This window comes from Neorhodopirellula pilleata (assembly GCF_007859915.1).
Taxonomy (GTDB): domain Bacteria; phylum Planctomycetota; class Planctomycetia; order Pirellulales; family Pirellulaceae; genus Rhodopirellula; species Rhodopirellula pilleata.
On the sequence record NZ_SJPM01000003.1, the window covers coordinates 319,377 to 341,136 of the forward strand.

Sequence of the window (21,760 nt, forward strand, 5' to 3'; positions counted from 1 at the left end):
TTGGGTTGGACTAAGAGTGGTCATCTGGGCCTCTGCTAGAGTGGGAAAAACAACTGGTAGCTTCCCCACAGTGGTCCAGATGACTTTTGCTTTCTTTGTTTTTGTTAAGAGAGCAACATACCAGTTGCGATTTTGCCTGTGGCATTGGTTTATCGTAACCCGAAGCGTAAGCGAGGGATGAGTCAATATCAATTATCCCTCGCTTACGCAGCGGGTTACGAAAAAAGCGCAACTTCAAAAAGCGTGAGCGAGGGATACATACTGAGGATTTAATGGCGCTGAATCCCTCGCTCACGCTTCGGGTTACGATTAAATCAACACGCCGCAAGGGGAAGTTTAGCAACTTCCACTACCTTCATTGAACGGTATTGGGTTTGGCACCGCCTTTCTTTCCCGGTTGGGACGTGCTGCTTGATGTCGATCAGCCTTGGCTATCATGAAAATGAGTTTGTCCCGCTCAACTTGCCATCCGATGAGGCGGAGTGGGCCAGCAAAAGGCCATTTTCTAGGTTATTGGGCATCATCATTGCTCACCTGTGATCTCGACTTGTGACAAAGCGATCGCTAACCTAGCGGTCGTTTTCCGTTTCCCCTTTCAGCCGGTATTATTCTCATGACTCAACGTTTTTTACGCGTGGCCATCGCGTTGGTATGCTTGACTGCCACGACTGCTTGGAATGACGCGTCTTCCGCTGTCGCTGAAACCACGCTGGGAATCGGTGACAAAGCCCCCGCTTTGGATATCGAGCACTACATTCACGAGGACAACGGTTTCGGCAAAGTCGAAAAGTTCGAAGACGGAAAGGTTTACATCGTCGAGTTTTGGGCAACCTGGTGTGGTCCGTGTATCCAAAGCATGCCCCATCTTGTCGAACTTCAAAACAAGTATCGGGGCGAAGGAGTTCAGATCGTCAGCATCTCGGACGAGGACCTTGAAACGGTCCAAGAACTCATGGAACAGGAATATCCGGGCAAAGAAGAAACTTTTGCCGAAGTGACGAACGCTTACACATTGACCGTCGATCCCGACGGGTCGACGACCGAGGACTACATGCGAGCGGCTGGTCGCAACGGTATCCCGGCTTCGTTCTTGGTGGGCAAGACCGGGTTGATCGAATGGATCGGCCATCCGATGGAACTAGACGAACCACTTGCCGATGTGCTTGCCGATCGTTGGGATCGGGAAGCCTACAAGGAACAGATGAAGCGTCAGGAACAGTTCCAGATTGCCATGCAAAAGGTCAATCAACTTGCCGGCAGCGGCAAGTTCGAAGACGCTCTCAAGGTGGTCAAGAAAGTACTCGAGGATATGGAAGGCGCCGATGATCCACGCAGCAACTTAATTCGTGAACAGCTCACCGCGTTCCAGTATAATCTTCGGTTGGATTCGGGCGATCGATCCGAAGAAGTGATGACCTTCTTCCGGGACCAGCTCGCCGAAGCCAAGAAGGACGCCCGTGAATTGACGCAGTTCAGTTACAACATGATGGCGTCGATGCAGCAGGGCACCGATCTGGGACCGCTGGCCGGTGAAACGATTGCGGCGCTCAAGGATGCGGTCGGAACCGCCGACGAAGAAGTGATGCCGATCATGTATGTTTTGATTGCCCAAATGAACGCGTCGATGTCCAACTTCGACGAAGCGATCGCGAACCAAAAGAAAGCCGTGGAAACTTCGACCGGACGCACCAAGGAACGCATGGAGCAGATGCTCGAACAATTTGAGAAGATGGCAGCCGAAGAAGCTGACGGTGATCAAGATGCGGAAGGCGACAAGGCAGCCGAGAAAGTCGACGCAGCGAAGTAGCCCAAGACGCAAGTCGTGGGAAGTATTCCTTTTCAACCAGAACGAAACCCTAGTGGTCTGTCCAACTTTAATTTTAGGATTAGCCGTTTTGGCGCTAGCCACGGTTCCGTCGCAAAAACCGGGGCTAGCGGGCTGTTGATTTAATCGTTTAACGGCAAGCCGCAGGCGACAGAGCTTGAGAACGCAGACGCCTGCGGCTTGCCGTTAAACGAAAACGCCCAATCGTGCACTAAATCAACAGCCCGCTAGCGCCCAAACGGCTAATGCTGCCAACCCTAAAGTTGAATCAAGACAAAGCACTAGTCTAATCAGTGCCTGACCGCGAGACAGATGATCGGCTTGCAACGATGCCAGAACCTCTCCTGCGACTGATCAGCGTTTCGAAACGATTCGGCAACACTCGCGCCCTGAACGACGTGTCTTTAAACGTCGAACAAGGCGAGGTGATTTCGCTGGTGGGTGAAAATGGTGCGGGTAAGAGTACTTTGATGAAAGTGCTCGCCGGGATTGTGTCGCCCGATCACGGGCAAGTGCAAATTGACGGAGTCGCGTGTCAATGGACTTGTCCGGGTGATGCGATCAAGGCCGGAATCGCGCTGATTCATCAAGAACTCAGCCTCCACGACAACCTAACGATCGCTGAGAACTTGTTCCTGGGGCGCGAACTGACACGTGGTCCGGATTGGTTGGGATGGTTGGATCGATCGGCCATGCGGACGGATACGACGCAGTTTCTTGATCGCGTCGGATTGTCGGTATCCCCGGATACACCGGTCAGCGAACTTCCGATCGCGTCCAAACAGCTTGTGGAGATTGCACGCGCGTTGTCCGTGCGAGCACGGGTGGTGGTGATGGACGAACCGACCAGTAGTCTCAGCGAAGATGAAGCCGAAAGGTTGATCCAACTCATCGGTAAACTCAAAGAGGATGGCGTCGCCATCATCTACATTTCACACCGGCTTGCCGAAGTCATTCGCATCTCCGATCGGATCGAAGTTTTGCGTGACGGTTGCCACGTCCGCACCTTGACCGGTGACCAGATCGATCACGATCTGATCGTTGAATCGATGGTCGGTCGCGAATTGGCATCGCGGCATCACGCTCGTCGTGCGGGATCAGGGAAGTCCATGTTGGTGGTCGAGGACTTGCGAGTCGGTTCGCGGTCGGCGACTCCGATCTGCTTCCAGGTCGCCGTCGGCGAAGTCGTCGCTTTGGTCGGTTTGGTGGGTTCGGGACGAACCGAAATTCTTGAAACGATCTTTGGAGTCCGACCAAGATGGGGAGGACGTGTGAGGGTTGCCGACCAAGAGATTTCCGGCGACGTGAATGAATCGATTCGATCAGGCATCGCGTTGGTGCCAGAGGACCGAAAACAAACCGGCCTATTGATTCAATCAGACGTCCGCGACAACGCGACGCTGGTGGCGATGGGGCATACCACGCCGACGAAAACACGAGGAAGATGGATCTCGCGAAAATGGCAGTCCTCGACGGCGGACGGCCTGATTTCGCAGTTAAGAATCAAGACCGCTTCGAACCGATCTGCCGTCGCTTCGCTGTCGGGCGGCAACCAACAGAAAGTCGCCTTGGCCAAATGGCTCGCGTTGGATCTGCGAGTCTTGATGCTCGATGAACCGACGCGCGGTGTCGACATCGGTGCCAAAGCTGAGATCTACGAACTGATCGACGGGCTCGCCCGGGATGGTTTGGCAGTATTAGTAGTCAGCAGTGAAATGGAAGAGGTGTTCGCGATCGCCGATCGCGTGTTAGTGATTTCCCAGGGGCGAATCGCAGGTGAATTGGGTCGTGACGAAATGAGCGAAGAAGCGATCATGCACTTGGCCGTTTCGCAGCGATAGTGACTGAGCCGACCCATGCATGCCTCTTTGATTACTGACGAAACGATTGTGGCGATTGCCTCGCCCCTCGCTCCGGCCCGTCGTGGGATTGTTCGCGTATCGGGCGATCTGGTCGTTCCTATCTTGCGTCAGCTCGGATGGCTCGATCCCGCCGATCAATCCACGCGAGCCCGTCGTTTTGCCGCATTGGCAGACTTGGGCGATCCACTAGGCACGATCTCGGTCGATGTAATGTTGTGGCCGACGCGACACAGTTACACCGGTCAACCGTCGACGGAAATACACATGATCGGATCGCTGCCGATCATGGAGGCCGTGTTGTCACGCATCGTCGACGCGGGGGCGCGACCGGCACGTCCAGGCGAATTCACCATGCGTGCCTTCCTGGCGGGACGATTGGACCTGACACAAGCCGAAGCGGTCTTGGGCGTGATCGATGCCGAAGACCCTGAATCCCTTGATCTCGCCCTGTCCCAATTGGCGGGAAACCTATCGCGACCATTGCAAAACGCCCGGGACACCCTGCTCAACTTACTCGCCGATGTCGAAGCCGGGTTGGACTTTGTCGATGAAGACATCGAGTTCATCGAGGACGCCGACCTTGTTGCGCGGCTGGTCGACTTACGAGATTTGCTTTCAGAAGCGTCGGTGCAACTGCGTGATCGCGGAGATCAAAAATCGTACTTAAGCATTGTCTTACGTGGGCTCCCCAACGCGGGAAAGAGTTGTCTGCTCAACACGCTCACTCGGACGGACACGGCCATCGTCACCGACCAAGCGGGCACGACTCGTGATGTCATCACGGTGCAGGTGCAGTACGAGGGCCACTCGTTTAGCATCACGGACACGGCGGGAATCGAAAATCGATCGGACGATGACGAGGATTTCGACGTCATGAGCCAAGCTCAAATGCAAGCCGACGATGCGGTACGAAAAGCCGACGTTTGTTTGTGGTGCATCGACGCATCGGATACCGAATCGGCCCATTCGATTGATGCGCTGACCATGGTTTCCGACAATGCAAAGCGATCGGTTACCAACTTGTTGATCTATACGAAAACAGATCTGGCCGCCGCTCCGATCGAGACCAACGCCAACGGGGCCTGTACCGCAGTGAGTTCAGTCACCGGCGAAGGCATTGAACAACTATGGAATCGGTTGCGAGCCATCGCCGAGTCTCGCGATGCTGTTGAAACGGGCGGGGTAATCGGCACGGCGGCGCGTTGCCGAGATTCGTTGCGGCAAGCAATCGTATGTTTGAACAACGCGATCGCCTCGACACAAAACCAAGCCGGTCACGAGTGGGTGGCGGCGGAGATACGAAGCGCCGTCGATCACTTGGGCGAAGTCACCGGTGCGGTCTACACCGACGACATCCTTGACCGCGTCTTCAGTCGGTTCTGCATCGGAAAGTGACGAGCCGTCACGCGTCGGGTCACGGTACCAACCACAAGCACATGCCCGTAATGACGAATGCGGCGATGAAGTTGAGCACCAGCCCGGTTCTTGCCATCTCGTCGGTGCGGATTCCTCCCGCGCCGAAGATAATCACGTTGGGTGCGGTGGCGACCGGTAGCATGAACGCGCACGAACAACTGATCGTGCCCGGGATCATCAACATCGCCGGCGGCAAACCGAGTTGATCGGCCATCTCGGCGAGGATCGGCAGCAACAACATCGCGGTGGCCGTGCTGCTGGTGATCTCGGTCAAAAACGACACGAGAAAACAGATCGAAAGTACGATCACCCAGGTCGGCGATCCCGCCAAGAACGTGAGTTGTCCGCCGATCGCTTGGCTGAGTCCGGAATCTTGGAACCCGGTGGCCAACGCCATTCCGCCGCCGAACATGATCAAGATCCCCCAGGGAACGTTGGCGGCGGTTTGCCAATCCAGTAGGCGATCCGTCTGCCCGAATTCGTCCGATTCCCGGCCGCTGGGGCAGATGAACATGAATAGCGCCGCCGCTAACGCGACCGTCGCGTCGCCGATCATGTCATTGCCCCCGGGCATCCATGCCGACCAACCGCCGAACGGGCCGCTGCGAAAAACCCACAAGACCGCCGTCACCGCGAAAACCGCAAGCACCCGAACTTCGTTGTTGGCGATCGGTCCCATTTCGGGCATCTTGATCCGCTCGGTCGGGCCGATCTTCCGCGTAACCCACCACCAGATGATCGGCAACAAGATCATCGTGATCGGCAAACCGATCGACATCCAAGTTGCGAATGGTAGCTCGCTACCGGTGCGTTCATAGAGCTGTCCCATGAAGACGATATTCGGAGGCGTTCCGATCGGCGTCGCCATGCCACCCACGCTCGCCGCGTAGGCGATGCCCAACAAAAGCGGTGTCCGCAATCGTGGATCGCCGGCCTGTTGCAATACCGCCAATGCGATCGGCAACATCATCAACGTCGTCGCCGAATTACTGATCCACATCGACAACGAGGCGGTAGCGAGCATGAATCCGAGCACGATGCGTCGCCCGCCGTGCCCGCCGACCAACCGCACCATCATGATCGCGATTCGCTGGTGAGCGCCGCTGCGTTCCATCGCGGCGGACAGCAAGAAGCCGCCCAGCAGCAACAGAATCATCGTGTGCCCGTACGAGGCGGCGACGTTTTTGTGATCGACCACACCAAGGATCGGCAAGGCGACGAACGGGACCAACCCCACCACGGCGATCGACAGACATTCAAAAATCCACCATGTCGCACAAACGATCGCCACGGCGGCGCATCCTGCGGCTGAACCGGAAAGCCCATTTTGCCAAGAAATCCAGGCAATCACGACAGCCAATACCGGCCCGCCGGGCAACATCCAATTCGAAAACGATCTGTTCATTGAGGGGTTCAGTTTGGTAGTCATCAATCGTCAGCGGAGTTTTTTCCAAGCGTGATGGTAACCCATCGTCGACCGCTTCGGTTCTCCGGTGGTGAAACGAATCGCATGAAACTCGAAACCTCTCAACTTCGCTCTCTGTTTGATTTCTTCTCGTGATTCCCACTCGTCTGACACGAACGATTCTATTTGAGATTTTGAAGATCTTCATCGTGTCATTGGTCGTGTTGACGACGATCATTTTGCTCATCGCGGTCGCTCGTGAATTGATTCGTAAGGGACTTGGTCCGGTCGCCGTTTTGCAGTTACTGCCATTTGCCATTCCGATCTCGTTGCAGCACGCCGTACCGGCGACGGCGCTCTTTTCCGTCTGCTGCGTTTACGGACGGATGGCGGCCGACGGCGAGATCAGCACGGTGAAAGCATCGGGGATTTCGCCGTTGAGGTTGTTGCAACCGGCGATCGTATTCGCCGCCCTACTCAGCCCCGTGGCGGTTTATTGCAGCGACACGGCGGTCTCATGGGGCAAGCCCGGCGTCAAACGCGTCGTACTACTTTCCATCGAAGACATCGCGTATAAGGTTCTCGAAGCCCAGCATTCGTTCACGTCCGATCACGGGTTTTCGATTCACGTCCGCGACATTGTCGGCCGGCGCATGATCTCACCCACCGTCATCGTTCGTGGTCGCGGTGATGACGCGTTTGAGGTAACCGCCAGCGAAGGACAGTTGTTGATGGACGAACAACGCCAGGCGCTCGTCTTGAAGTTGGTCGACAGCAAGGTCGTCCGGGGCGAAGGCTTGCAAGGAATCGTGCCAGGCGAATCCAGTTTCGAAATCCCTCTTGGCAATGCATTGGATGAAGAAGACATCTCGACGATCAGCCCTAGCGAATTGCCGTTGCGGTTGATCCGACGCGAACGCTCGCAGCAACGCGAGCGGACCCACGCTGCCATCGGGCAATTGGCGGCGTTTACGGGGTTTGCTCTTTTTAAGTCGCGGCCCGAGGATATCGGTGGGACCGAGGCCAGCGGCATTCACGGTCGTTTGTCGTCGAGCCGGTCTCGTTTGACACGTTTGCAAACGGAACCTTGGAGACGCTGGGCCGAGGGTTTCTCGTGTTTTTTCTTCGTGATTGTGGGAGCGCCACTGGCGATATTGGCAAGAACAAGCGATTACTGGACCACGTTCGGGATGTGCTTCTTGCCGATCATTTTGCTGTACTATCCGTTGTATCTCTTCGGTCTTGATCAAGCCAAGTCAGGCGATCTGCCGCCCTATGGTGTGTGGACCGGAAATCTCGTCTTAGCTGGAATCGGCTCGATCCTAATGGTACGCGTCCGTCGTTATTGAACGCCGGTCCTTATTGCATCGCCGTGCTCACTCGCATCGGAACCGGATCACCGATGGACTGATTCACTGCGAAACCGGTACAACGGTTCGGTGGGCAGTCGTCAACATCAACCGATTGTCATTTTGAAATTCGGTAATCCGCCCCGTGATGGTCCAGTGATCATCGGCGGGGTCTTCTTCGATGGCCGAAGCGATCCTGCCGAGCATCAAATTCTCCACGACGATCATCGACTCAAACGGCGGCAACAGCACCCGCCGTTGGACTTGTTGTTCCGACTGAGCCTCTCCGATGCTGCTATCGACGACCGTCTTTCGTTCGTATCGAGATTGCGTGCTAGTCGTCGATTGAGTGCCTTTGGTGCTTCGTTCCAAAATAGTCGATTGCGTCTCAACGATCGAGCGTGCGTTGCCGGCATCGATCATCTCAGCAAGCTGCCCTTGATCGGCCTGCCCGCTCTCTTCGACGATAAACCACCATCGCTGTCCGCGAAGAACAAAACGGCCTCGGATCGGACCGATCAAGGTGCCTTCTCGCATCACGACATTGGGAATCGTTTTTTGAGACGCGGACGAATCCGACTGACGCGTGGTGTCGGATCCTTGAGAAAACTGAGCGTAGATCTCGCCGGAGAGGCTTAAGGGCAACGTAATGCCGAGAACGATCGCGATCATCCTCGATGCCGCCCACATCCGATGGTTCAACTCAGATCGCATTAGGCTCAACCATACCTTGGAAAAAAAAGCAGAGGTCAGTGACGGGGAATGGCGATCGCGTGCAGGCTAACCACCGAACCGACGGCAATCATCGCTAATCCCAGCCATCGCGGCGGGTGAACCCTTTTCGTCGGTTTGGGATGAACTTGCATCAGGAAACTACTGAAAGATTCATCGACGGTCGGATGAGAACGCTTGGACATCTTCGCCAACGCACGTGTCGTCGGTTCGTTGAGAACAAAGGAATCGATCATCCGAAATTGAGTTCCCAACAGGATCAACAACACCCCGATGAGGAAGTAGCGATTACGATTCATTTCCATAAGACATCAATCCAACAAACAGGCCTTTACACGACATTGGCTCGAGAAGGATCGTCAACGGCGCAGGTCGCACCTGAATGGCGTTTCAAGAAGTCGCTTTGCAACGGTCGTCCCGATCAAACTCTCACGTCGGGTTGGGATCAGCAGCTCGAGCCACCACCACAGCATCCGCCGCCGGCCATCGGTAAAGTCGCCGTAGTTTTCGCTGGCGAAGACTTTGAGGAGTTTTCGAAAACTGCAAACTGGTCCGCGATCGCTTCACGCTGAGCCGCTTGGGCGAGCGCGTCTTCGCATGCTTCGCCCCGCGTGTACATTCGACCTTCGTCGTCGACCACGTATTTAAACGGCCCTTGATAAACGCGCCGAACGTCGTCTCGGCTGCGGAGATACTCGGCAGTTTGTTCGATGACTTCGTCACCTTCGCTGGCCAGATGCGGACGGTACGCGATCACCGTTGCCGACCGAAAAGCCAAACCGTCAATCGTTTGCCAAGGTTCGGGTTGCAAATGCTGGATACGAATGTCAACAAAACCCGCTTGCTCGAAAGCTTCTAAAAAAGCAGAACGCTCAAACGCACCGGACAAACAACCGCTCCAAAGTTCGGCATCGAGTTGCATTTCCAACGGCACCTCTTGGTCGCAAACGATGTCGCTGATGACGGCTCGACCGCCTGGTCGTAAGACCCGAAAGATCTCATCGAACAAGAGTTCTTTCTCGTCGGATGCCACCAAATTCAAGACGCAATTGCTGACAACCACGTCAATCGACTCGTCGGCGATCATCGGGTTACTGGTTCGCATCGTTTCGAGATACTGCTCGAGTGAGCGCAAACCCATTTCGTCCTTCACCGGATTCTCGATCAAGAAACGATCCACCGCGTCTCGATCGACCGCGAGATCCTGGATCTTGCCTTTGCGAAACTCGACATTGTCGTAGCCGATGTTTGCCGCCAAAGTGACTTTGGACTTCCGCGCGAGGGAAAGCATCTCGTCGTTTAAATCAACGCCGATGACCTGTCCGGTAGGGCCAACGACCTGAGAAGCGATGAAGCAAATTTTTCCTCCACCGCTACCCAAATCCAGCACCGTCTCGCCTACGCGAACGTGCTTAGACGGGTCGCCACAGCCGTAGTCGCGGTCGATGACTTCTTGCGGGATGGCACTGAGATACTGCGCGTCGTAATCCACCGGGCAGCACAAGGCAGGTTCGCGTTGCAATGCGGCATCGGCATAACGTTCGCGGACAACTTTCTCTGTATTCAAAACGGCGGCTCGTGAAGGGCTGTTCAAGGGGCACAAGACAACCCCCCACGGAACCGCCTACAAGTGGGCACGCTGCGGGGCAAGCAACGCAAACGCCCACTCGTATTTCGCAAATGCGTGGAGGGATTGAATCGAAACTTTCGCCTCATCGCAATACTCGCTTTGAGTGGATTCAGCGAAACGGTCGTAGGGAACCGATAGGCGGATTCAAGGGGGTGGACTCCCCCATAGTGTCCTTCTGTTAACAAGAAGTTAATGGGAGACTTGGTTCGCGTGATATTCACTAGTGCTTCAACCACATTTGGCTTTAGGGTGTCAGCAACGTGGCTCGACGGTCCTCCGTCGAGAATCACGGTGGGGACCACCGTGCCACGTTTCAAGCCAACCTCATCTTCAATATTGAAAAAGCACTAGTTGTTATCGCCCGACGACGCTTGGGCGTCAGCCGTTTCGACGTCGCCACCGAGAAGCGGGAAGGATTCTTCCAACGCGGTCACGGGGGCTGCGGCGAGTTCTTCGAGCGCCTCTCGGCGGTAATTGACTTCCGATTCTTGGAAGATTCGGAAGCCGGTACCGGCGGGAATGAGGTGCCCGAGGATCACGTTTTCTTTGAGTCCAACCAACTTGTCGACCTTGCCGGCTAGAGCAGCCTCGGTCAACACCTTGGTGGTTTCTTGGAACGAAGCCGCACTGATGAAACTGTTCGACTGAACGGCCGCCTTGGTGATCCCGAGCAACTGGGTGCTCGCGGTCGCGCTCTTGCAGCGTTTGCCCTTGGCGGGGGCTCCACCCATCGCTTCGACTTCGGCGTTGGTTTGCTCGAACGCTTCCTTGGGCACGATGGTGCCTTCGGTGTAGTCGGTATCGCCGGGGTCGGCGACTTTCAAGCAACCACGGAGTTCCTGGTTGGCTCGGCGGAAGTGGAATCGGTCCATCACGCTACCGGGCAACAGGTTGGTATCACCGGGTGTTTCCACCTTCACCTTACGCAACATGCGGGCGATGATGATTTCGCCGTGCTTGTCGTTGATTTCCACACGCTGGCTGCGATAGACCTGTTGGATTTCGTGCAACAGGTATTGCTGGACGGCTTCCTCGCCGGTGACTCGCAGGATGTCGTGAGGCACCAAAGCCCCGTCGACGAGTGCTTGTCCGGCTTTGACGATGTCCCCGGTGTGAACCAAGAAGTGCTTGCCGTGGGGGACGAGGTGTTCTCGTTCGATTCCGGACTCGCTACGTACGACAATCGTTCGTTTGCCACGTTTACGCTCGCTGAGGATTTCGACTTCGCCGTCGACTTCCGCGATCACGGCAGGGTCTTTCGGCTTACGAGCTTCGAAGATCTCCGTCACCCGTGGCAAACCGCCCGTGATGTCGGACACACCGCCCGTTTCACGCGGCATTTCCGCGAGCACGGTTCCTGGAATGACCTTTTCGCCTTCTTTAACCGAGATCGTCGCCCGTTCGGGGAGATACTGAGCGTGCAGCGGTCGGCCTTCGGAATCCTCGATCACCAATTGCGGGTGCAAATCACCCTTGTGATCGATGATCGTCAAACGAGTGTTTCCGGACGCCTCACGTTCCTGACGCATTGTTTCGCCTTCGACGACGTCTTCGAAACGGATCTTTCCAGAGACTTCCGAAAGAATCGGAATCGAGTACGGGTTCCATTCGCACAACACCTGACCGGCCGTCACTTGGTCGCCTTCTTTGACCATCAACGTTGAACCGGTGGGGATGTCGTAGGATTCGATTTCGCGACCGCGCTCGTCAACCAACATGACTTGGCCGTTTCGTGTCAACACGACGTCGCGACCTTCGGTATTGGTCACCGCTTTCATGCGGGTGAAGCGAACTTCACCGTCACGTCCGGACTTGATGTCCGATTCTTCCATTTGCTTGCTGACCGAGCCACCGATGTGGAACGTCCGCATGGTGAGCTGGGTTCCCGGTTCGCCGATCGATTGGGCGGCGATGATACCGACGGCCATGCCTTCTTCGACCATCGATCCGGTGGCCATGTCCATTCCATAGCAACAACGGCAAACACCCAGCGGAGCGTCGCAAGCCATCGGCGTACGGACCTGGATCTTCTCCAAGCCCATTTGCTCGATCGCCCGTGCGATTTCGGGGGTGATCATTTCCGATGCACCGACGACGATTTCGTCGGTGATCGGGTTGACGATCGACTTCAGGCTGACACGACCGTTGATCGAATCGGCAAGCGAGACTTCGACCTTCTCGCCGCGGTAGACGACACCCTTTGTGATGCCTTGGGTCGTGCCGCAATCGTGCATAGTGACCACGACGTTTTGCGCGACGTCGGCGAGTTTCCGCGTCAGGTAACCCGAGTCGGCGGTCTTGAGTGCCGTGTCCGCGAGACCCTTTCGAGCACCGTGGGTGGACGAGAAATACTCGAGCACGGACAAGCCTTCGCGGAAGTTGGCCTTGATGGGCGTTTCGATGATCTCGCCGGTCGGCTTGGCCATCAAACCACGCATCCCCGCCAATTGACGGATTTGCTCGATACCACCCCGAGCACCGGAGTGCGACATCAGGAACACCGGGTTGATGTACCAACCGCCTTCGCGGATGTCGTTTTCCATTGCCGACATCATGTCCGCCGTGATCGCTTCGCGGGCATGCGTCCACGCGTCGAGAACCTGGTTGTAACGTTCTTTCCCGGTCATCAAACCGCGGTCGTAAGCCTTCTTGTGCTTCATGACCGTCTTTTCGGCGTCCTTGATGAACTTCTGCTTCGTGTCGGGCGTGACCAAGTCATCGGTCGCGAACGACAAACCACTACGCGTGGATTCGCGGAAGCCCATCTGCATCATGTCGTCGAGCAAGTGAATCGTCGCGCGACGGCCGAGACGTTGATAGCAGTCGCTGATCGTTTTGGCCAAGTCACCGCTGCGCATCGCCCGGTTGTAGAAATCCATCCCGTCGGGAAGCATTTCGTTGAACCGAACGCGTCCCGGCGTGGTGTCGATGATCGCACCGTAAACGCCTGAGTCATCATCGGTCTTGAGTTTTTGGAACTTCGGCAACCGCATCTTGATCTTCGTATGCAGTTCCACGGCACCTTGCGCGAGCGCGAAGTCGACTTCGTCGTAACCGCTGAACGTCATGCCTTCGCCCTTGCGGTCGGGAAGTTCGACGGTCATGTAGTAGCAACCCATGACGATGTCTTGGGACGGCGACATGATCGGCTTACCATTGGACGGCGCGAACACATTGTTCGTCGAAAGCATCAGCGTGTGGGCTTCCACTTGGGCTTCGATCGAAAGCGGCAAGTGAACGGCCATCTGGTCACCGTCGAAGTCGGCGTTGAAGCCTTTGCAAACGAGCGGGTGCAAGTGGATCGCGTTGCCTTCGACGAGCGTCGGTTCGAACGCCTGGATCCCCATTCGGTGAAGCGTCGGGGCGCGGTTGAGCAACACCGGGTGGTTGGTGATGACTTGTTCGAGGATGTCCCAAACTTCCTCGTCCTTGCGCTCGAGCATCTTTTTGGCCGACTTGATCGTGTCGGCGTGGCCGAGTTCTTTCAAACGGCGAATGATGAACGGTTGGTACAATTCCAAGGCGATCTTTTTGGGCAAACCGCACTGGTGCAGTTTCAAGCGAGGGCCCACCACGATCACCGAACGGGCCGAGTAATCGACTCGTTTGCCGAGCAGGTTTTCGCGGAAACGACCTTGTTTTCCCTTGATCATGTCGGTCAGCGATTTCAGCGGTCGGTTCGACGAACCGAGCACGGGTCGCTTGCAACGGTTGTTGTCGAACAACGCGTCGACGGATTGTTGCAACATTCGCTTTTCGTTGCGAATGATGACTTCGGGAGCATTCAAGTCAACCAGCTTGCGCAATCGGTTGTTACGGTTGATGATCCGGCGATACAAATCGTTCAGATCCGACGTCGCGAAGTTGCCGCTATCGAGCAACACCAGCGGACGCAAATCCGGAGGAATGACCGGGATCACGTCGAGCACCATCCACTCGGGACGGTTGTCGCTGTCACGAATCGATTCGACGATCTTGAGCCGGTTGATCAGGTCCTTTTTCTTTTGCTTCGAACCGGTCTCTTCCAGGTCGATCCGCAATTGTTCGGACAACGGGACGAGATCGAGCTTATTGAGCAACTTGCGAATCGCTTCGGCACCCATGTCCGCTTCGAACGTACCGGGGCCGTACTGTTGACGTGCGGCCCGGTATTCTTCCTCGGTCAAGAGTTGCAACGATTCCAGGTCCGTTTCGCCCGGATCGATGACGACGTAGTCTTGGAAGTAGATCACCTTTTCGAGCGAGCTGGTCTTCATCGCGAGCAAGTTGCCCAGGCGTGACGGCATCGCCTTGAAGAACCAGATATGAACGACGGGTGCGGCCAATTCGATATGGCCCATGCGTTTACGACGGACGCGTGAGTGAGTGACCTTCACCCCGCAACGGTCGCAAATCATGCCTTTGTATTTCATCCCACGGTACTTGCCGCAGGCGCATTCCCAGTCCTTTTCAGGGCCGAAAATTCGTTCACAGAACAGCCCGTCTTTTTCGGGACGGTAGGTACGGTAGTTGATCGTTTCGGGCTTTTTGACTTCGCCGAACGACCAACTCTTGATGTCTTGGGGCCGGGCCAACGAGATGCGAACAGATGCGTAATCGTTAATGCGATCGTAGTTACTGGTTTCGCCAATGGACATGGAAGAAAGCCTTTAGCAGTTAGCTATTAGCTTTTAGCTTTTCGGACCCGGGCGTGTTCCAGGGTTTGAAAAGTAAAAGCGATATGAAGTGGAAGGTTTCATGCGACCGCAGCGAGGGGTTTGCAGGTCGCGTCCGTCCGGGGCGATACCCGGACTGGTTGTTCTTTCGTATTGGATCTTGCTAAAGATCCATTAGGCGGCGGATCTTTAACAAGATCTGCCACGGGCATCGGTCGGCCACCAAACGCTAACAGCTAACAGCTAATTGCGAATGGCCGCCGATTATGTTGCAAAGCAGCTAAATCGGCCTCTTCTCGAGTTGCATGTTCAGTGCCAGACCTCGGATTTCGTTGGTGAGCACGTCGAACGATGCCGGCGTACCGGCCTCGAGCGTGTTTTCGCCCTTGACCATCGATTCGTAGATCTTGGTACGGCCTTCGACGTCGTCGGACTTGACCGTCAACAGCTCCTGCAAGATGTACGCCGCGCCGTAAGCTTCCAACGCCCAAACTTCCATCTCGCCGAAACGTTGACCACCGAAGCGGGCCTTTCCGCCGAGCGGTTGTTGCGTGATGAGCGAGTAAGGGCCGGTGCTGCGTGCGTGAACCTTATCGTCGACCAAGTGGTGAAGCTTCAACATGTAGATGTAGCCCACTGTGGTTTCCTGTTCCATCGGTTCGCCCGTTCGACCGTCGGTCAAACGAATCTTACCGTGAGCCGGCAAACCGGCTTCGGCCAAGCATTCGTTGATCTCCTCTTCGACCGCACCATCGAAAATCGGCGTGATCGCTTGGAAGCCCAGCTTCGCACCGGCCCAACCGAGGTGGGTTTCAAGAATCTGTCCCACATTCATCCGCGAGGGAACGCCCAGCGGGTTGAGCATGATCTGGATCGGGGTTCCATCGGGAAGGAACGGCATGTCTTCGATCGGAAGGATCTTCGCGATCACCCCCTTGTTCCCGTGACGGCCGGCCATCTTGTCGCCGACGCTGATCGTTCGCTTGGTCGCGATGTAGATTTTGCACATCTGCAACACGCCCGAGCGCAACTCATCGCCTCGTTTCATCGAGTTGAGTTTACGGTCGCGAGCGTCGATCGCGTTTTCGACGTTTTGCCATTGGTTCTTGTAAACCTTTTCGACGGCCGCCTTCTTCGATTCGTCGGCGACCTGTTCGAGCACCAAATCAAATCGGAAGGTGGTCGCACGTTCGGCGATGAACTTGGGATCTTGCCCGTCGGCCAAAGGCGTTCCGGTGGGATCTTTCAGCTTCGTGCCGGCGGCTTCCTCGAGATCGCGGACGAGCGACTCGAAAGTTGATGCGATTTCTGCGTTGCCTTCGGTTTCGTGCTGCTTGAGCTCCTTTTCGAACGCCTTCCGCTCGTCTTCGCCGAGGCTCATCCGACGCGAGAACTTTTGAGTGTCGATGACGATGCCTTCGATGCCCGATGGCACTTCGAGCGAATCGTTCTTGACGTCTTCACCGGCACGACCAAAGATCGCGTGCAGCAATTTCTCTTCCGGCGTCAGTTCGGTCTTGCTCTTGGGCGAAACCTTCCCGACCAAGATGTCGCCCGGTTTGACGTACGTTCCTACTTGAACCACACCGGTCTCGTCGAGGTTACGAAGAGCCTTCTCGGAAACGTTCGGAATATCGCGAGTGAATTCTTCGCGGCCGAGTTTGGTCTCGCGGATCTCGACGTCGAAGTCTTCGATGTGGATCGACGTGTAGGTGTCGTTCCGCACGAGTTCTTCGCTGATGATGATCGCGTCTTCGTAGTTGAATCCGTCGAACGACATGAACCCGACCAAGACGTTACGTCCGAGTGCCAATTCGCCCAAACGCGTTGCCGCGCCGTCGGCGATGATTTGGCCCTTCTCGACCTTGTCACCCACGTTGACGAGCGGTTTCTGGTTTTGGCAGGTACGCTCGTTGAGTCCTTGGTATTTCTTGAGCGGGTAGTGATCGCTGCCCACTTCGATGCGCGTGGCGTCGGCGTAGGTGACCTTGCCGGCACGGCGGGCACGCACGACCATCGCGCTGTTCTTGGCGACTTCGCGTTCCATCCCCGTTCCGACGATCGGAGGTTCGGCGACGAGCAGCGGCACGGCTTGCCGCTGCATGTTCGAACCCATCAACGCGCGGTTCGCGTCATCGTGCTCGAGGAACGGAATCAGACCCGCCGACACGCCGACCATTTGAGCCGGAGCGACGTCCATGAACGACACTTGTTCGGGCAATACGATCTCGAAGTCGCTGCGGAAACGCGCGATCAAGTTCGGCCCGGGGACGAGCGCCCCGTCTTTGACTTCGGTATCCGCCGGGGCGACGTAGGACTCGCCTTCCTCGTCGGCACGCAACCAAACGGTTTCGTCGGCGATCTTTCCGTCGACCACTTTGCGGAACGGCGTGATCAAGAACCCGTAATCATCCACGCCCGCGAAAATCGCCAGCGAGCTGATCAAACCGATGTTCGTACCTTCGGGCGTTTCGATCGGGCAAATCCGGCCGTAGTGCGAAATGTGAACGTCGCGGACTTCGAAACCCGCACGTTTTCGGTTCAAACCACCCGGGCCAAGGGCCGACAAACGGCGTTCGTGAGCGAGTTGCGAAAGCGGGTTGGTCTGGTCGACGACCTGCGAGAGTTCACCGCGACCGAAGAAATAATCGATCGCCGCCGAGACGCTCTTAGGATTAATGAGCGAACGCGGTGTCATGTCTTGGGCGTCCTTGACGCTCATGCGTTCTTGAACGGTTCGACGGAGTTTCAAGAAGCCCTTTCGGAGTTCTTCGCTGGCGAGTTCATCGATCGTTCGCAAACGGCGATTGCCGAGGTGATCGATGTCGTCGATTTCCGCGTCGCTGTCGGCATCGAACAAATCGATCAGGTACCGGATCGCGGCGATCATGTCGTCCGGACGCAAGCACATGTCCGATTCGGGCACGTTCAAACCGAGTTTTCGGTTTAGGCGGAACCGGCCGACCTTACCGAGACGGTATCGGTTGTCGTCATAGAATTTTTCTTGGAACAAGGTGCGAGCCTTTTCCAACTGTGGCGGATTGCCCGGGCGCAGACGCTGGTAAATCCGCAGCAACGCTTCCTCGTGGCTGGCCGTGGTGTCTTCGGCGAGCGTGTGGAAGATCAACGGAACCTTCGGAAGGTCCATCGCCTGGATGCTCGTTACTCCGGATGCACAGATCATCTCGGCCAATTCGGTGCTGATCTTGTGCCCCGGTTCGACGATGATTTCACCGGCCCGTTCGTGACCACTTGGGTACACAACGTCATCGACGCAAATTTTGTTTTCGATCTTCGACGCGTCACTGCCGCCTTTGATCTTGTAGGTCTTCGTTTCGTAAAACGCAGCCAGCAATTCCGCATCGGTGCTGTACTTCGGGTCCATTGCCCGTAACAACATCGTGGCGGGGAACTTGCCGCTTTGGTCGATTCGCACGGTCAACGAGTCTTTCTTCGTCACGTTGACTTCGATCCACGAACCACGCTCGGGGATCACGCGGCATGAGGGCAGCTTGCGATCGGTCGTCGTGTCCTGCTCGAGCACGAAGTCAACACCGGGGCTACGGTGCAGTTGCGAAACGACAACCCGTTCGGCCCCGTTGATGACGAACTCGCCACCACCGAGCATGATCGGCAAATCGCCCAAGTATACTTCCTCTTCGATCGGCTCCTCTCGGTTCAGACGCAGCCAAATACGCAGCGGTCGGCCGTACGTCAAACGAAGCTGACGGCATTCCTGAACCGTGTACCGGGGTTTGCCCAGTTCGTAGTACAGGTATTCCAACGTCGTGTTTCCGTCGTAACTGCTGATCGGAAAAATCTCCCTCAGCACGGATTCTAGTCCCTGGTCGTTTCGTTCCAGGCTGAGCGTGTCTTCTTGCAAGAACGCGGCGTAGGAATCGGTTTGCAGGGCGGTCAGATCGGGCAATTCGAATTGGCCGAGGCCGGTGCCGAATTTGCGGATACTAGTGGGCTCGAGTCGACGCTGGGTCGTAGTTGCCATCGAGAGGAAAGCTCCTTCACGGGGAAGAACAAATTCACCTCCTTCCGGGTTGCGAACTGCCACCTTTCGATGCGGCCAGATCCGTCCAACGCCGGAAGCGATGAGATGACTAAATAGGGGTTAAGCAATCGGCGGCCGATTCAACGAGTCGATCTCGAGAAAAAATCGGGCTTGTCGCAGAGACAAAATTTCCACGAAAAGCTCGCATCCCAAGAGGAAGTCGCAAGATATGTGACAAGTTTGGAGGGACGGGAAGACGCGTTTAATAGACCAGGCCGATAGTCAACCCTGGAATGTAACCCTTCCAGCGAATCTCGCAAAGGCCAAGCTCGAGAATTTGGTCCCATTTGTGCTCTAGGGCGGACCGGTGGCTGATCGCCCGATTGGGGTGAAATGCTCCAGCCTGGTCATTGAGGCTTCATTTTCCACTGTTTTTCGAGATTTTACTTCAATGATCCCAGTCGAATCCCGTTCACGCCGATGATACAGCCATGGACATGTGATCGACGACCGACGATCCGCCAATCCGTTTCTTAGAAATTCTTTTTCGATAAATCCATGATGAAATTCCCGCGATCCTCTGGCGTTTTGCTGCATATCACCAGCTTGCCGAGCGAAGGCGGGGTGGGGGACCTGGGCCCCGAAGCCTACCGGTTCGTCGATTTCCTGCACGCGGCCGGGCAAAAGATCTGGCAAATCCTGCCGCTCTCACCGCCTGCCGAAGGCAATTCGCCCTACAGCGCCTACTCCGCATTCGCGGGAAATCCGCTGATGATCAGCCTGGGGGGCCTCGTCCGCGACGGCCTGCTCAAGCAAACCCCCGAACTAACGGCCGGCGAGGCGGTCTCCGATCACGTCGACTTCGGGCTGGTCGCGGTGCGGAAAGAACAGGCATTCCGCCGCGCTTTTGAACATTTTCAAGGCAGCGTCTCAGGGCCGCTGTGTGACGATTTCGCCAAGTTTTGCGCCGCACAGGCGGACTGGTTGGTCGAGTTTTCTCGATTCGAAGCGATCATGCGCCATCAAAACGAGACCGACTGGTCGAAATGGCCGGCCGGCTTGATCGCCCGACGCCCGGAAGTGCTGGCCGAATGGGACCAAATCCTCGGCGAAGAAATTGCCTACTCGAAATTCAAGCAGTTCCTCTTCGATCGCCAGTGGAACGAGCTCAAAAACTACGCCAACGAGCGAAGCGTGCAAATTTGCGGTGACATGCCGATTTTTGTCGCTCACGAAAGCGCCGACGTTTGGGCCAATCAGGGGCTTTTTGCCGTCGGTGACGATGGGAAGCCGACGCTCGTCGCCGGGGTGCCGCCGGATTACTTCAGCAAAACCGGGCAACTCTGGGGCAACCCGCAGTACGACTGGGAGGCACTCGAAGAAACCGACTACGACTGGTGGACGAAGCGATTCGGATCGGCCCTCCGCCAATTCGACCTGCTCCGCGTCGATCACTTCCGTGGGTTCGAGGCCTACTGGGAGATCCCCGCAACGGCCAAGACCGCGATCGGCGGAACCTGGAAAAAGGGGCCGATGAGCAAGCCCTTCGAGGCCGCTCGGAAAGTGCTCGGCGAGCTACCGTTCATCGCCGAAGACTTGGGGATGATCACCGAAGAGGTTCACCAACTCCGGGCCGAATTAGGGTTTCCGGGAATGCGAGTGCTGCAGTTCGGGTTCGACACCACCGACGATGAATTCCATCGACCCAACACCTACCCCGAAGACTCGGTGGCCTACACCGGAACGCATGACAACGACACCCTGGTCGGCTGGCTCCAAACTCGCAAGCCCACCTCGACGCCCGATCCGCTTAAGGCGTGGGTGAATGACAAGGAGCCGATTCATTGGCAATTGATCGATGCGGTTCTGCAATCTCGCAGTGATATGGCGATCGTGCCGATGCAAGATTTGCTCGGGCTGGGCAATTCCGCCCGCATGAACGTGCCCGGACAAGCCAAAGGCAACTGGACGTGGCGAATGCACGCGAGCGACCTGACCGACGCGGTCACGACGAAGCTTCGAACGCTCACGCATGACGCCGGAAGGTAGCCGCTCGGTCAACGCAAGTGGTTGGCAAAGAACCGCTGCCACTCTTCGAGATGCTCGCACATCGCTCGTCTCGCCGCGTCGGCATCACGCTCTCGCAATGCGTCCAGGATCGCTTGGTGTTCCTGGGCCGCTTGCTGCAGAATGCCGGCATCGGTGTGAGAACGGTTGAACACCCGGTTCATCATTCGGTAGCGAACGATGTCGGCGGCCAGTCGGGGACTGCCGGCGGCGCTGGCGATGGCGGAATGGAACTCGTCATCGAGCTTGACCCAAACGCTGATCGAGGCCGCCGTTGGTTGGCTTTGGCGAAAATCATCGAGCGAGGCGCTCAGGCGTTGTATCGTGGGGCGATCGATGCGATCGGCTGCTTTTGCGGCGGCCTCGCTCTCGAGGATTCGCCGCATTTCGTAAATATCGCGAACGTCTTCCGGGCCGAATGAAACCACAACGGGCCTCCGGTTGGCGGCTTGGACGACTAAGCCGTCCTTGACCAATTGCTTGACGGCTTCATGGATCGGCGTGCGGCTGACGCTGAGGAGCCGCGCCAGTTCCACTTCGCTGACCGTCTGGCCGGGCTCCAGCTTTCCGCGAACGATCATTTCGACAAGCGATTCATAAACCTGTTCACTCAGTCGGGTGCCGACGTCGGGTTGGGCTTTACCGTTTGTTTTTGATGGTTTCGCGGCGGCTATTCGGTTCACGGCCATCCATTTCTCTTCGGTACGAGTGGTTTTCTACTACGAAGGCCTTCGCCAAACAGCCAGTATTGTAGCATTCTGCATGCAGGATTGACAGTGCTGCGTGGACTGCGTAAACTGCATGCAGAATTCAAAA

The 21,760-nt window shown here is 56.4% G+C and carries 12 protein-coding genes; 5 read left to right on the forward strand and 7 right to left on the reverse strand.

Annotation, left to right across the window (positions count from 1 at the left end; all coding sequences use genetic code 11):
- The first annotated feature begins 613 nt into the window (after positions 1-613).
- The 3 genes from Pla100_RS10220 (at position 614) to mnmE (ending at position 5,082) form a co-directional block, all read left to right on the forward strand.
- Complete coding sequence (locus Pla100_RS10220; protein WP_146577594.1) at positions 614-1,807, forward strand: TlpA disulfide reductase family protein; 1,194 nt, start codon at positions 614-616, stop codon at positions 1,805-1,807.
- 347 nt (positions 1,808-2,154) lie between these two features.
- Entirely contained in the window at positions 2,155-3,666 is a 1,512-nt protein-coding gene (locus Pla100_RS10225) for a sugar ABC transporter ATP-binding protein (protein ID WP_146577595.1), read from the forward strand.
- A 15-nt stretch (positions 3,667-3,681) separates the two neighbouring features.
- The gene (gene mnmE, locus Pla100_RS10230; protein ID WP_146577596.1) at positions 3,682-5,082 is read left to right on the forward strand and encodes a tRNA uridine-5-carboxymethylaminomethyl(34) synthesis GTPase MnmE; all 1,401 of its coding nucleotides are present in this window, start codon (positions 3,682-3,684) and stop codon (positions 5,080-5,082) included.
- 19 nt (positions 5,083-5,101) lie between these two features.
- On the opposite strand, the gene Pla100_RS10235 is transcribed toward mnmE, so the two are convergent.
- Positions 5,102-6,508, reverse strand: coding sequence for an SLC13 family permease (locus Pla100_RS10235; protein ID WP_146577597.1), 1,407 nt, complete (start codon positions 6,506-6,508; stop codon positions 5,102-5,104).
- Between the two features lie 152 nt (positions 6,509-6,660).
- Here Pla100_RS10235 and Pla100_RS10240 point away from each other — a divergent pair, with 152 nt between their 5' ends.
- Positions 6,661-7,857, forward strand: coding sequence for an LptF/LptG family permease (locus Pla100_RS10240; protein WP_146577598.1), 1,197 nt, complete (start codon positions 6,661-6,663; stop codon positions 7,855-7,857).
- Positions 7,858-7,920: 63 nt separating this feature from the next.
- Here Pla100_RS10240 and Pla100_RS10245 read toward each other — a convergent pair whose 3' ends face one another.
- The 5 genes from Pla100_RS10245 to rpoB all read right to left on the reverse strand — a co-directional run bounded on the left by Pla100_RS10245 (position 7,921) and on the right by rpoB (position 18,877).
- Positions 7,921-8,571: a hypothetical protein gene (locus Pla100_RS10245; protein WP_146577599.1), complete on the reverse strand. Its 651-nt coding sequence runs from the start codon at positions 8,569-8,571 to the stop codon at positions 7,921-7,923.
- Positions 8,572-8,606: 35 nt separating this feature from the next.
- On the reverse strand, positions 8,607-8,894 hold the full coding sequence (locus Pla100_RS10250; protein ID WP_146577600.1) for a hypothetical protein: 288 nt from the start codon (positions 8,892-8,894) through the stop codon (positions 8,607-8,609).
- A 140-nt stretch (positions 8,895-9,034) separates the two neighbouring features.
- Complete coding sequence (locus Pla100_RS10255; protein ID WP_146577601.1) at positions 9,035-10,156, reverse strand: methyltransferase domain-containing protein; 1,122 nt, start codon at positions 10,154-10,156, stop codon at positions 9,035-9,037.
- Between the two features lie 410 nt (positions 10,157-10,566).
- Entirely contained in the window at positions 10,567-14,856 is a 4,290-nt protein-coding gene (rpoC, locus tag Pla100_RS10260; RefSeq protein ID WP_146577602.1) for a DNA-directed RNA polymerase subunit beta', read from the reverse strand.
- A 298-nt stretch (positions 14,857-15,154) separates the two neighbouring features.
- Entirely contained in the window at positions 15,155-18,877 is a 3,723-nt protein-coding gene (gene rpoB, locus Pla100_RS10265) for a DNA-directed RNA polymerase subunit beta (protein WP_146577603.1), read from the reverse strand.
- A gap of 561 nt (positions 18,878-19,438) precedes the next feature.
- Here rpoB and malQ point away from each other — a divergent pair.
- Positions 19,439-20,926, forward strand: a complete 1,488-nt coding sequence (malQ, locus tag Pla100_RS10270) for a 4-alpha-glucanotransferase (protein WP_146577732.1) — start codon at positions 19,439-19,441, stop codon at positions 20,924-20,926.
- Positions 20,927-20,934: 8 nt separating this feature from the next.
- Here the strand turns inward: malQ and Pla100_RS10275 are convergent, their stop codons facing one another.
- On the reverse strand, positions 20,935-21,633 hold the full coding sequence (locus Pla100_RS10275) for a GntR family transcriptional regulator (protein ID WP_146577604.1): 699 nt from the start codon (positions 21,631-21,633) through the stop codon (positions 20,935-20,937).
- Positions 21,634-21,760 lie beyond the last annotated feature (127 nt).